General features: G+C 63.3%; 11 protein-coding genes. 3 read left to right on the top strand and 8 right to left on the bottom strand.

The window, feature by feature from the left end; genetic code table 11:
- Positions 1 to 76 precede the first annotated feature (76 nt).
- Positions 77 to 1,564, top strand: a complete 1,488-nt coding sequence (locus ACI2KK_RS09085; RefSeq protein WP_404668673.1) for a methyl-accepting chemotaxis protein — start codon at positions 77 to 79, stop codon at positions 1,562 to 1,564.
- 91 nt (positions 1,565 to 1,655) lie between these two features.
- Positions 1,656 to 2,024 (top strand): Mpo1-like protein, encoded by a 369-nt coding sequence (locus tag ACI2KK_RS09080; RefSeq protein WP_404668672.1) that lies wholly within the window; start codon positions 1,656 to 1,658, stop codon positions 2,022 to 2,024.
- Positions 2,025 to 2,170: 146 nt separating this feature from the next.
- On the opposite strand, the gene ACI2KK_RS09075 is transcribed toward ACI2KK_RS09080, so the two are convergent.
- The 3 genes from ACI2KK_RS09075 to ACI2KK_RS09065 form a co-directional block, all read right to left on the bottom strand.
- Positions 2,171 to 2,968: an acyl-CoA thioesterase gene (locus tag ACI2KK_RS09075; RefSeq protein ID WP_404668671.1), complete on the bottom strand. Its 798-nt coding sequence runs from the start codon at positions 2,966 to 2,968 to the stop codon at positions 2,171 to 2,173.
- Between the two features lie 82 nt (positions 2,969 to 3,050).
- Positions 3,051 to 3,818 (bottom strand): CHAD domain-containing protein, encoded by a 768-nt coding sequence (locus ACI2KK_RS09070; RefSeq protein WP_404668670.1) that lies wholly within the window; start codon positions 3,816 to 3,818, stop codon positions 3,051 to 3,053.
- Between the two features lie 14 nt (positions 3,819 to 3,832).
- On the bottom strand, positions 3,833 to 4,111 hold the full coding sequence (locus ACI2KK_RS09065) for a hypothetical protein (RefSeq protein ID WP_217842681.1): 279 nt from the start codon (positions 4,109 to 4,111) through the stop codon (positions 3,833 to 3,835).
- Positions 4,112 to 4,266: 155 nt separating this feature from the next.
- On the opposite strand from ACI2KK_RS09065, the gene ACI2KK_RS09060 reads away from it, so the two are divergent.
- On the top strand, positions 4,267 to 5,307 hold the full coding sequence (locus tag ACI2KK_RS09060) for a patatin-like phospholipase family protein (protein ID WP_404668669.1): 1,041 nt from the start codon (positions 4,267 to 4,269) through the stop codon (positions 5,305 to 5,307).
- Positions 5,308 to 5,583: 276 nt separating this feature from the next.
- Here the strand turns inward: ACI2KK_RS09060 and ACI2KK_RS09055 are convergent, their stop codons facing one another.
- The 5 genes from ACI2KK_RS09055 to clpP all read right to left on the bottom strand — a co-directional run bounded on the left by ACI2KK_RS09055 (position 5,584) and on the right by clpP (position 12,634).
- The gene (locus ACI2KK_RS09055; protein ID WP_404668668.1) at positions 5,584 to 7,443 is read right to left on the bottom strand and encodes a SurA N-terminal domain-containing protein; all 1,860 of its coding nucleotides are present in this window, start codon (positions 7,441 to 7,443) and stop codon (positions 5,584 to 5,586) included.
- Positions 7,444 to 7,622: 179 nt separating this feature from the next.
- Entirely contained in the window at positions 7,623 to 7,895 is a 273-nt protein-coding gene (gene hupB, locus ACI2KK_RS09050; protein WP_054883552.1) for a nucleoid-associated protein HU-beta, read from the bottom strand.
- Positions 7,896 to 8,049: 154 nt separating this feature from the next.
- On the bottom strand, positions 8,050 to 10,446 hold the full coding sequence (gene lon / locus ACI2KK_RS09045; RefSeq protein WP_404668667.1) for an endopeptidase La: 2,397 nt from the start codon (positions 10,444 to 10,446) through the stop codon (positions 8,050 to 8,052).
- 154 nt (positions 10,447 to 10,600) lie between these two features.
- Entirely contained in the window at positions 10,601 to 11,884 is a 1,284-nt protein-coding gene (gene clpX, locus ACI2KK_RS09040) for an ATP-dependent Clp protease ATP-binding subunit ClpX (RefSeq protein ID WP_217888488.1), read from the bottom strand.
- 108 nt (positions 11,885 to 11,992) lie between these two features.
- On the bottom strand, positions 11,993 to 12,634 hold the full coding sequence (gene clpP, locus ACI2KK_RS09035; protein WP_166888479.1) for an ATP-dependent Clp endopeptidase proteolytic subunit ClpP: 642 nt from the start codon (positions 12,632 to 12,634) through the stop codon (positions 11,993 to 11,995).
- Between the last annotated feature and the right edge of the window lie 66 nt (positions 12,635 to 12,700).

Raw genomic sequence — 12,700 nt, 5'->3', positions numbered from 1 at the left:
AAGCCAGCTGGCCTTGGCGGGCACAATGATGGCACCTTGCCAACAATGTTTTTCGCCAACTCAGAGAAGACCTACCATGGGTGCCTGGCTTAGCAATATTTCGCTGAAGTACAAATTCTGGGCCGTCAACGCGGTGGCCTTCGTCACGACCTTGCTGCTGGTGCTCTACGCCGTGCACCTGGAGCAACAGGCCCGCGCCGAGGGCACCCAGGCCCTGGTGCAGGCGCAAGCCCAACTGCTGGCTACAAGGCCGACCGGGCAACCCCTGCCTGCCCTGCCTGCCCTGCCCAACCTGATCAGCTGGCAGGCCGGGCAGACGCCGCAGTTTGCCGGCGAGCCGCTGCCAGCCCTCGACGATGCCCAGGGTTGGGTGGAGCTGCCTGCGGCCACCCTGCTCGGGGACAACCCGCTGTTCGGCGCCCAGGTTATCCGCCAGGGGGAGCAGCGCCTGGCCCTGCTCGCCCAGTCGCCAAGCCTGAGCCAGGTGTTTTTCGACCGCTTCAGCAACTACGCCGTGTGCGTGCTGATCCTGATGCTGGCCATGCTCGGCGCTTCGCAGTTGTTGATCCGCTTCCTGCTGAGCCAGCTCAACACCCTCAAGGATGTAATGCTGCACGTGGAGCGCACCGGCGACCTTTCGGCGCGGGTACCGCTGGCCTGTGGCGACGAAGTCGGGCAGATGGCCGGCGCCTTCAATGCCATGCAGGCCACCTACCATCGGGTGGTCAGCACCGTGGCGCGCACCGCCGCGCAGCTTGACTCGGGCGCTGCGCGCCTGGCCGGCAGCATGGACGAGGTGCGCCACGGCATGATCGGCCAGCAGAGCGAAACCGACCAGGCGGCCACCGCGATCAACGAGATGACCGCCACCGTGCACCATATCGCCCAGCACGCCGGTGCCACCCGCGACCTGTCACAGACCGCCGACACCCTGGCCGGCAGCGGCCAGGCGGTGGTCAGCCGGGTGCAGGACTCCATCGCCGGGCTGTCCAGCGGCGTGCAGCAGACGGCCGAGATGATTCGCCAGCTGGCCGACGACAGCCAGAAGATCAACGGCGTGGTCGGGGTGATCCACAGCATTGCCGAGCAGACCAACCTGCTGGCCCTCAACGCTGCCATCGAGGCTGCCCGTGCCGGCGACCTGGGCCGGGGTTTTGCCGTGGTGGCCGACGAGGTGCGCAACCTGGCCAAGCGCGTGCAGACCTCCACCGACGAAATCACCACCATGGTCGCCGACCTGCAGGCCGGTACCCGCGACGCCGTGGACTTCATGCAGGAGAGCTCGTACAAGGCCGACGACTGCGTGCGCCAGGCCAAGGAAGCCGGTGAAGCCCTGGCCGAGATCACCAGCGCGGTGGCGCAGATGCGCGAGAGCAACACGCAGATTGCCGTGGCCGCCGAACAGCAGAGCCAGGTAGCCGAAGAGATGAACCGCGCAGTGGTGAGCATCCGCGACGTCACCGAAGAAACCGTGCAGCAGACCGTGGGTTCGGCCACCACCAGCAACGAGCTGGCGACCCTGGCCGGCGAGCTGAACAAGGTGATCGGCCAGCTCAAGCTGTAGGGTTGCGCGGCTATGGTCACCATAGCCAGCCTCGATTGGCCCCCGCCCGGGGGCCGCACTAAGCTTTGGGCATGTCTGTGAGGAACTGCCCATGAGCAAACGACTGCCCAACCTGCCCGCCTGGCAATGGCGCGGCTACCACCACAACCACCGTCACCCGGCCAACCTGGTACTGCACCTGATTGCCGTGCCGCTGTTCATTATTGGCGCACTGCTGGTGCTGTCGGGGCTGTTCGGACTGGACCTGTCGCAGATCGCCGTTGGCGTCATTGCCCTGGTTGCGGGGCTTGGGCTGCAACGCCAGGGGCATCGCCTGGAAGCCGAACAACCCGAGCCCTTCGCCAACCGCAAAGACGCCGTGCAGCGCCTGTTGACCGAGCAGTTTGTCACCTTTCCCCGGTTTGTATTGAGCGGGGCGTGGTGGAAGGCCTGGCGGGAACGGCATAAGCATCGGCATTGAAGTCAGACGCTGACTCTGTAGGAGCGGCCTTGTGTCGCGATGGGCTGCGTAGCAGCCCCGGCAATTTCGCATGGAGCTCAGACCTTGAGGCCGCTTCGCGCCCTATCGCGACACAAGGCCGCTCCCACAGGGGCGTGGTGCGCCGATCACGCAAACACGGTAACGGTCTGCCGGCTCAGCGCCACCAACTGCCCTTGTGCGGTCCACAGCGCCGCTGCCGCATGCCCGTAGCCATCGCGCGCATGCTCGGTTTCCACCACATAGCGGCACCAGTCCAGAGTCGACAGCGCCGGTGCAGGCTGGATGAACTCGATGGTCCAGGTAAGCGTACTGCCAGCCGCAGGCTGCTTGAGGTGCGGCAACAGGCTGGGGGGCCAGGCGTCCACCAGGGCCAGCACGTGAGCCGCCTCGGCCGGCGCTTCGGCGACATCGCGCAGGCGCACCCAGCCGCCCATCTGGCGTGACTCGTTGCCACTGAACGGCAACCCGCCCACGGCCCAGCGCAAGGCCACATGGCGCATGAACTCCGGTGTAACGCCCTTGATGAAGGGCAACTCGGGCGCGGCTTGCTCCAACGGCTTCAAGGGTGCCGCCGGCAACGCATCGACTGCGACCACCGACGGCCTGCCAGCACCAAAACTACCCTGCACCACAGTCACCACCTGGCCGTTTTGCACTGCCCGGCCCAGCAAGGTGCTGACCGCCTTGCCCTCGCGCAGTACCTCGACTTCCAGGCTGATGGGCACCTCCGGTGCCGCCGGGCCAACGAAGGTGATGGCCAGCGAACGCACCGGGCGGTCATCAGCCAGCTTCAGGCGCATGGCCTCGTGCAGCATGGCCGCCATCAGGCCGCCGAATACCGCCCGCCCCTGGGCCCAGTCGGCCGGCACGCTGACCGCTTGCGGGTGGGCGCGCGCTGCTGCGAGCAACTCGGTGAAGTTCATAAGGCCTTGGCTCCTGCGCAAAAGCTCGATCTTAACCAGCCGCCAGCACAGCGGCAGCCCGCATATCGGTCATTTGCAGGGGCTATCGGCGCTCCAGCGCCTTGTGCAGCGCGTCGAGGGTCACATCCGACTTGCCTTCGGCGGCGTGCAGTTCGTGCTCCCAGGCCACCTTGCAGCCTGCCAGGTCGGGGTGATCGCGCACCTGCAGCAGCCATTGCAGGCGGTCGTGCCAGTCACCCAGGTCACCCTGGGCTTTCTTCAGCAGGCGTTGCAGCTTCTTGCCGGCATGCTTGAGCTGCGGGTAGGACTCATCGCCGTAGCGTACCCGCTTGATCAGTAGGCGCAGGCGATGGCGATCGTGGGCCGGGTCCTGCAGCGCCTCGGCAAGCTTGTTCCATTGTTTTTCCAGGCGCTTGTCGATGCGCTGGCGCAGCCGCTCGGCCAGGCCCTCGCGATCCGACGCACGCAAAAACAACGGAAACGCATCCAGGATCAGCAGCACCCGCTTGAGCTGGGGGCTGGCCGCTACGCTGGCGAAAGTCCCCGCCCTGCCCTCCAGGCGCCGCTGCCCGGCCAGCAAATGGCCACGGGCGATCAACTGGGCTGCCAGCACTTCGCGGTCGCGCAGCGGCGTGGTCAGGGTGCCGAGGGACTTTGCCGCCTCCTCCAGCTGGTCCACGCCGGGCAGCCCCTGCAACGGGCGCAGCAGGCTGCGTAGGCGCCGCAGGGCGATGCGCAGGTCATGCAGCGCTTCGCTGTCGGTGTTGGCCGCCAGGCGTTCGCGGCAGGCCAGCAAACGCACCTGCACGGCCAGTACCTGGGCTACCACATGGTCGAGCATGGCGGGCATAGAGACCTCCCTGGTCAGCGGCCGGCGCGGGACTCACGAATGTAGAAGCGGGCTTTTTCGGCCTTGGCCGTGCAGCTTTCATAGCCTTCGAACTGCTGCTGGGTCTTGGCACCGGTCAGCAGCGACAGGGCCTTGGAGTAGCTCACTGCACCGGCGAAACCTTCGGCCTTGGCCAGGTCCAGTTCCTTCCAGGCGGCATCGAGCTGCGTCGCACAGCTTTCGCGATAAGCCGTCTTGCCAGCGCAGCCAGCCAGGGCCAGGGCAATCAGGGGAAGGGCAATCCAGGCTTTCATGGGGGTAACCTCGAAGAAGGGAAACGGTATGGCCGTTCGACGGTGCAACAGGTGAAAAGTGCCCTGCTCAGCGTAGCTCAGCGCGGGCTACATTGAAGCACAGGGGGCGATGGGTGCATTGTTGGACCATGGTTGCACAGCCACCGGGGGAAAACATGAGCAAACGCGTAGCGCTGGTACTGGGATCGGGCGGCGCCCGGGGGTATGCACACATCGGTGTGATCGAGGAAATCGAGCGGCGCGGCTACGAGATCGCCTGCATCGCCGGCTGCTCCATGGGGGCGGTGATCGGCGGCATTTACGCTGCCGGCAAGCTCGACGAATACCGCAGCTGGATCGAGAGCCTGGACTACCTCGACGTGCTGCGCCTGGTGGATGTGAGCTTTCGCCTGGGCGCCATCCGCGGCGACAAGGTGTTCGGGCAGATTCGCAAGATCGTCGGCGAGATCAACATCGAACAACTGCGCATACCCTACACGGCGGTGGCCACCGACCTCACCAACCAGCAGGAAATCTGGTTCCAGGAAGGCTGCCTGCACCAGGCCATGCGCGCCTCGGCGGCGATCCCCAGCCTGTTCACCCCGGTGGTGCAAGGCAACCGCATGCTGGTCGACGGTGGCATCCTCAACCCGCTGCCGATCGTGCCGGTGGTGTCCAGCCATTGCGACCTGATCATCGCGGTCAACCTCAACGCCACCAACCAGAAGCAGTACCAGTTGCCGGTGATCGAGCGGCCGGCGGCGTTTCGCATGCGTTTCGATGCTCTGATCAGTTCGCTGGGCTCGCGCATGCCGTTCCGCCGCAAGCCAGCCGAGCAGTTGCTGCGCCTGGACCAGGAGATCAACGCCGAAGGCCTGGCGTCGCCAAACCCGTGGCTGGCCGACGGTGCCAAGCCTGAGGCTCAGCAACCGGCGGCGGCACCGGAAAGCGAAGGCGCGCCGAAGTCGGCCACCGGCTCGTTCATCATTGACAACGTGGGGCCCGCGTCACTGCTGGATTTGATCAACCAGAGCTTCGAGGTGATGCAGACGTCGCTTGCGCAGTACAAGATCGCCGGCTACCCGCCGGATGTGCTGATAAACGTACCCAAGCGGGTCTGCCGGTTCTTCGAGTTCTACAAGGCGCCGGAGCTGATTGCCCTGGGGCGGGAGATTGCGCGGGATACGCTGGATAGCCATGAGGGGGTGAGGCGGTAGGGTGAAGGCCAGACCCGTGGGGGGCAACTGTCTTGTGCTGCCTGAACCGGCCTCATCGCTGGCCTGAAGCTTGTGCGATCCTTGTAGGAGCGGCCTTGTGTCGCGAAAGGGCTGCGCAGCAGCCCCGGCGGTTTTGCATGATGCGCAAATCCCGGGGCTGCTGCGCAGCCCTTTCGCGACACAAGGCCGCTCCTACAAGGTCATGTGTGTGGCGGTACTGAACTGCAGAAACGAAACAGGCCGCTTGCGCGGCCTGTTTCGTCGTGGCGGGGGCACTCAGTAGCGAGTGACGTCAGCCTTGGCTTCCAGTTGCTTGCGGAACGCCGCGAAGTCTTGCGAGCCGGCACGCGAAGCGAGGTAGCGGCGGATCTGCGCTTTCTCTTCGTCGGTGGCGGCAGCGCCTTCGTTGACGCCCTTGAGCTGCAGCACAACCAGGCTGCCGTCACCCAGGACCACACTGCCGTACACCGGCTTGTCCTTGGACTCAGGCTTGCCCAGGCGGAACACTGCCTGCAGCTCGGCCGGGTCGATACCGTCCTGGCCGCGGGTAGCCGCTTCCTGGACCTTCCAGCTCTGGCTGGCAGGCTTGACCGAACCGTCACGCAGGCCGGCGATCAGCTTGTCGGCCTTGGCCTTGAGCTCTGCTGTCGCCTTGTCCTTGGCCAGTTGCTGGCTGATGTTCTTGGCCACGGCCTCGAGTGGCAGCTGCTCAGGCTTGCGGTGCTCCTTGACGCGCAGCACCACCACGGTTTCCGGGTCCAGCTCGATGCCGTTGCTGTTGGCGCCCTCGTCCATGACTTCTTCGCTGAACGCGGCCTGTACCACGGCGCGGTTCGCAGTCACGCCTTCGCCACCCTCGCGGCCGAACGGCGCCGAAGTGTGCACCTTCAGGCCCAGGTCCTGGGCCGGCTGGGCCAGGTCCGAGGCTTCGAAGGCGGCGTCTTCGAGCTGCTTGGTGGCCTCGACGAAGCGCTGCTCCACCTGCTGGGTTTTCAGCTCGTGGGTCAGTTTGTCTTTCAGGCTGGCGAAGGTCGGTACGTCCGGCGCTTCGACACCCAGCAGCTTGATCAGGTGGTAGCCATATTCGGTGTGTACCGGGGCCGATACCTGGTCCTTGTTCAGCTTGTACAGGGCTTCTTCGAAGGCTGGGTCGTAAACGCCAGGGCCGGCGAAGCCCAGGTCGCCGCCAGCGTTGGCCGAACCTGGGTCCTGGGAGAATTCCTTGGCCAGCTTGGCGAAGTCTTCACCCTTGCCCAGACGCTGCTGGATCTCTTCGATGCGGGCCTTGGCCTGGGCATCGCTGGTCTTGTCGTTGACCTCGATCAGGATGTGCGCGGCACGACGCTGTTCGGCGAGGTTGGCGATTTCCTTCTCGTACAGGGCCTTGAGCTCGTCATCGTTGACCTTGACCTGGTCGAAGAAGGCCGCCTTCTTCAGCTCGATGTAGTCGATGACCACCTGGTCGGGGGTCATGAACTCCTTGGCGTGCTGGTCGTAGTGCGCCTTGACCTCGTCGTCGCCCACCTTGATCGCGGCCGGGTCGGCCTTGAAGGTCAGCGAGGCGAAATCACGGGTCTGCTTCTCCAGGCGGGCGAAGGCCTCCACCTGCTTGTCGGTGACGAAGCTGCTGCCGGCAAGGCCGGTGCGCAGCTGGCCGATGAGCATTTCCTGGGCGAGCATCTCGCGGAACTGCATGCGGCCGTAGCCCATCTGGCGAATCACCGAGTCGAAACGCTCGGCACTGAACTTGCCATCAACCTGGAATTCGGGCGTCTGCAGGATCAGTTGATCCAGCGCGGCTTCGGAGAAAGCGAACTTGGCGTCTTCGGCGCCCTGCAACAGCAGCTTGCGGTCGATCAGCCCCTTGAGCGCGGCTTCGCGCAGCATCTTCTCGTCCAGCAGGGCCGGGTCGAAGTCCTTGCCCAGCTGTTGCATCAGCTGGCGGCGCTGCATGTCGACGGCCTGGCTCAGCTCGTTCTGGCTGATGGTCTGGCCGTTCACCTTGGCGGCGTCCTGGCTGTGGCTGGCGGCCTGGAAAATGGCCTCGAAGCCAGTCAGCGCCATCAGTACGACGATGAGGCCAATGATGGTCTTGGCAATCCAACCTTGTGAATTGTCCCGGATATTCTGCAGCATGCGTCCCCCAGAAACGGTTGTACCACTGCGTCGACAACCGCGGAGCGTGGGTAGAGTCCTGATAGAAGAAAGGCGCATCCAGTGGATGCGCCTTCTCGAAGCGAGCGTGCCAGCGGGAACGTTTGCGACCCGCCGTCACGCGGTCGGCCGGGGCAAGCCCTGGCCGGCTGAAAGACGACTTAGTTGACGGCGTCTTTCAGGCCTTTGCCAGCCTTGAAACCTGGAACCTTGGCAGCAGCGATCTTGATCGCTTTGCCGGTTTGCGGGTTACGGCCGGTGCGCTCTGCGCGCTCCTTGACCGAGAAGGTACCGAAGCCAACCAGAACGACGTCGTCGCCTGCTTTCAGGGCACCGGTCACGGAGTCGATGACAGCGTCCAGAGCTTTGCCAGCGGCAGCTTTGGAAATGTCAGCAGATACGGCGATAGCGTCAATCAGTTCCGACTTGTTCACTCTAAGTCCCCTTATATCTCTATTGAGTTTGTTTCTAAGTATGTAATGAAAAGCTTATGAAACGAGCGTTAGGTGGCCTGGTGACATTTGGCGTGCCGCTTTATAGCAAGGCCCCGAAAAAGCTGTCAACCAACGCCCCCCAACGAAATACGTACTAGTGCGTGCTGATTCTTTCCTTAGCATCGCCGTCGCGCTTTTCATCTTTCGCGACAATCTCAGGAGCCACATCTGGCAAGGGCTCCGGGGCGTATTGCAGCGCAATTTGGAGGACTTCGTCAATCCATTTGACCGGTTTGATTTGAAGATCCTGTTTGATATTTTCCGGAATTTCCTTGAGGTCGCGAACATTCTCCTCAGGGATGATCACCGTCTTGATGCCGCCACGGTGCGCCGCCAGCAGTTTTTCCTTCAACCCGCCAATGGCCAGTACCTGGCCGCGCAGGGTGATTTCGCCGGTCATCGCAACGTCTGCGCGCACCGGGATCTGGGTCAGGGCCGACACCAGTGCGGTGCACATGCCGATACCCGCGCTCGGGCCATCCTTGGGGGTGGCGCCTTCGGGCATGTGGATGTGAACGTCGTGCTTTTCGTGGAAGTCTGCAGCGATCCCCAGGCTTTTCGCGCGGCTGCGCACCACGGTTTGCGCGGCGGTGATCGACTCGACCATGACGTCGCCCAGCGAGCCGGTCTTGATCAATTGCCCCTTGCCAGGGATGACCACCGACTCGATGGTCAGCAGTTCGCCACCTACTTGCGTCCAGGCAAGGCCAGTCACCTGGCCGATCTGGTCTTGCTGCTCAGCCAGCCCGTAACGGAACTTACGCACGCCCAGCAGGTGCTCGAGCTGCTCGCCGGTGACCTTGACCTTCACCTGCTTCTGCCCAGTGTGCTCCTTGACCACCTTGCGGCAGACCTTGGCGATCTGGCGCTCCAGGCCACGCACACCGGCTTCGCGGGTGTAGTAGCGGATGATGTCGCGGATTGCCGTGACATCCACCTCCAGCTCGTCCTTTTTCAGGCCGTTGGCCTTGACCTGCTTGGGCACCAGGTACTTGACCGCGATGTTGATCTTCTCGTCTTCGGTGTAGCCGGGCAGGCGGATGACTTCCATGCGGTCGAGCAGCGCCGGCGGGATGTTCATCGAGTTCGAGGTGCACAGGAACATCACGTCCGAGAGGTCGTAGTCGACCTCCAGGTAGTGGTCGTTGAAGTTGTGGTTCTGCTCGGGGTCGAGCACCTCCAGCAGCGCCGAGGCCGGGTCGCCACGCATGTCGCTGCCCATCTTGTCGATCTCGTCGAGCAGGAACAGCGGGTTGCGTACACCCACCTTGGTCATCTTCTGGATCAACCGGCCCGGCATCGAGCCGATGTAGGTGCGGCGGTGGCCGCGAATTTCGGCCTCGTCACGCACGCCACCCAGGGCCATGCGCACGAACTTGCGGTTGGTGGCAGCGGCGATCGACTCGGCCAGCGAGGTCTTGCCCACGCCAGGCGGGCCGACCAGGCACAGCACCGGGCCGCGGATCTTCTTCACGCGCTTTTGCACGGCGAGGTATTCGAGGATGCGCTCTTTCACCTCTTCCAGGCCGTAGTGGTCCGAATCGAGGATCTCCTCGGCCTTGGCCAGGTCCAGGCGCACCTTGCTCTGTGCTTTCCACGGTACCTGCACCAGCCAGTCGAGGTACGAACGCACCACGGTGGCCTCGGCCGACATCGGCGACATCTGCTTGAGCTTGTTCAGCTCGGCCTGAGCCTTGGTCAGGGCGTCTTTCGGCAGGCCCGCGGCATCGATGCGCTTTTTCAGCTCTTCGATTTCGTTGTGGCCTTCGTCGCCGTCGCCGAGCTCCTTCTGAATGGCCTTCATCTGCTCATTCAGGTAGTACTCGCGCTGGCTGCGCTCCATCTGCTTCTTGACCCGGCCGCGGATGCGCTTTTCCACCTGCAGCAGGTCGATTTCGGCGTCCAGCAGGGCCAGCACGTGCTCGACGCGGGCCTGCAGGTCGACGATCTCGAGGATTTCCTGCTTCTGCTCGATCTTCAGGGCCATGTGCGCGGCCATGGTGTCGACCAGGCGGCCCGGCTCCTCGATGCTGTTCAGCGAAGACAGCACCTCGGCCGGGACCTTCTTGCCCAGTTGCACGTACTGCTCGAACTGCGACAGCAGGGTGCGCACGAACACCTCGGACTCGCGCTCGGCGGCCTCGGTTTCGTCGATCAGGCTGACTTCGGCACGCACGTGCCCCTCAACCTCGTTGAAGCGCTCGACTGCACCGCGCTGCTCGCCTTCGACCAGCACCTTGACGGTGCCATCAGGCAGCTTGAGCAGTTGCAGCACGGTAGCGATGGTGCCAACGCGGTACAGAGCGTCTTCGCCCGGATCGTCGTCGGCAGGGTTCTTCTGGGCCAGCAGGAGGATCTGCTTCTCGCCCGTCATCGCCGCCTCGAGGGCTTCGATGGACTTCTCACGCCCCACGAACAGTGGGATGACCATGTGCGGATAGACGACAACGTCGCGCAATGGCAAAAGAGGCAAGTCGAGGGTGGTCTTCATGATTTCGCCTCTACAGCGGCCTTGTGGCCGGAAACCGGTGGAAATGGTGCTTGGGGCTAATGTGGGGGCAGCAATTTGAAATTACAAGCGCCGAGTCCACGAAATGCAAAAAGGGGCCCGAAGGCCCCTTTCTGAGTGGCTACCCCTTGCCCGATCAGGCGTCGGGGGCGGCCTTGGCTTGCGGCTCGCTGTTCTCGTAAATCAGCAGCGGCTGCGAAGTGCCTTCGATAACGCTCTCGTCGATCACCACCTTGCTGACTTCCTTCTGCGAAGGAATCTCGTACATGGTGTCGAGCAGCACGCCTTCGAGGATGGAACGCAGGCCACGGGCGCCGGTTTTGCGCTCCAGGGCCTTGCGCGCAACAGCCTTGAGCGCATCACTGCGGAACTCAAGGTCGACGCTCTCCATTTCGAACAGCTTGGCGTACTGCTTGGTCAGGGCGTTCTTCGGCTCGGTGAGGATCTGCATCAGCGCAGCTTCATCCAGCTCGTCGAGGGTGGCCAGCACTGGCAGACGACCGACGAACTCGGGAATCAGGCCAAACTTGACCAGATCGTCCGGCTCGACTTCGCGCAGCGACTCGCCGACCTTCTTGCCCTCTTCCTTGCTGCGTACTTCGGCGCCGAAACCGATGCCACCTTTGGTGGAGCGGTTCTGGATGACCTTTTCCAGGCCCGAGAACGCGCCACCGCAGATGAACAGGATGTTGCGGGTATCAACCTGCAGGAATTCCTGTTGCGGGTGCTTGCGCCCGCCCTGGGGCGGTACCGAGGCCACGGTGCCTTCGATCAGCTTCAACAGCGCCTGCTGCACGCCCTCGCCCGACACGTCACGGGTGATGGACGGGTTGTCCGACTTGCGCGAGATCTTGTCGATCTCGTCGATGTAGACGATGCCCATCTGGGCCTTTTCCACGTCGTAGTCGCACTTTTGCAGCAGCTTCTGAATGATGTTCTCGACGTCCTCACCCACGTAACCGGCTTCGGTCAGGGTGGTGGCGTCGGCGATGGTGAACGGTACGTTCAACAGGCGTGCAAGGGTTTCGGCGAGCAGGGTCTTGCCCGAGCCGGTAGGCCCGATCAGCAGAATGTTGCTCTTGCCGAGTTCGACTTCGTCGCCCTTCTTGTCACGCTGGTTCAGGCGCTTGTAGTGGTTGTACACCGCTACGGCAAGCACCTTTTTCGCGCGTTCCTGACCAATGACGTACTGGTCCAGGATTGTGCTGATTTCTTTCGGCGAGGGTAGTTTGTGCGCGCTGCTCTCGGCCTGGGCTTCCTGCACCTCCTCACGGATGATGTCGTTGCACAGGTCGACGCACTCGTCGCAGATAAATACCGAGGGGCCGGCAATCAACTTGCGCACTTCGTGCTGGCTTTTGCCGCAGAAGGAGCAATAGAGCAATTTGCCGCTGTCCTCGCCGTTACGGGTGTCAGTCATTCGATCGATCCAATCCGGTAGGCTTGAAACACAAGATGAAGGCAATCGCTGGCTTTTTCAAGTCCGCGGGTGGGCGCAATCTGCGCCCGCCCGCTCTGGCGCATTGCTTCAGGATGCCAGTTGCCGCTTGTCGTAAACCGAGTCGATCAGGCCGTACTCGGCCGCGCGCTGGGCGCTCATGAAGTTGTCACGCTCGGTGTCGCGCTTGATGGTCTCCAGATCCTGGCCGGTGTGGTGGGCCAGCAGCTCGTTCAGGCGCGCCTTGATGTTGAGGATTTCCTGGGCGTGGATCTCGATGTCGGTCGCCTGGCCCTGGAAGCCGCCCAGCGGCTGGTGAATCATCACCCGCGAGTTCGGCAGGCAGTGACGCTTGCCGGCCGCACCAGCGGCGAGCAGGAAGGCGCCCATGCTGCAGGCCTGGCCGATGCAGATGGTAGAGACGTCCGGCTTGATGAACTGCATGGTGTCGTAGATCGACATGCCCGCAGTCACCGAACCGCCCGGCGAGTTGATGTACAGATGGATATCCTTGTCCGGGTTTTCCGCTTCAAGGAACAGCAGCTGCGCCACAACCAGGTTGGCCATGTAGTCCTCTACAGGGCCGACCAGGAAGATCACCCGCTCCTTCAAGAGGCGCGAATAGATGTCGTAGGCGCGTTCGCCACGGGCGGACTGCTCGATAACCATCGGGACCAGGCCGCCTGCGGCCTGGATGTCAGAGCTCTGCTGAATATAAGAATTGCGGGACATGTCCTGCGCTCACTCCCAAATAGTCATGGCTTGAATACGCACAAGCCAGCGCGAAGGCTGGCTTGT

The organism is Pseudomonas sp. NPDC089406 (genome assembly GCF_044900265.1).
Lineage (GTDB): Bacteria > Pseudomonadota > Gammaproteobacteria > Pseudomonadales > Pseudomonadaceae > Aquipseudomonas > Aquipseudomonas fakonensis.
The sequence above is the reverse complement of the archived record's forward strand: the minus strand, read 5'-3'. Positions and strand labels throughout refer to the sequence as shown.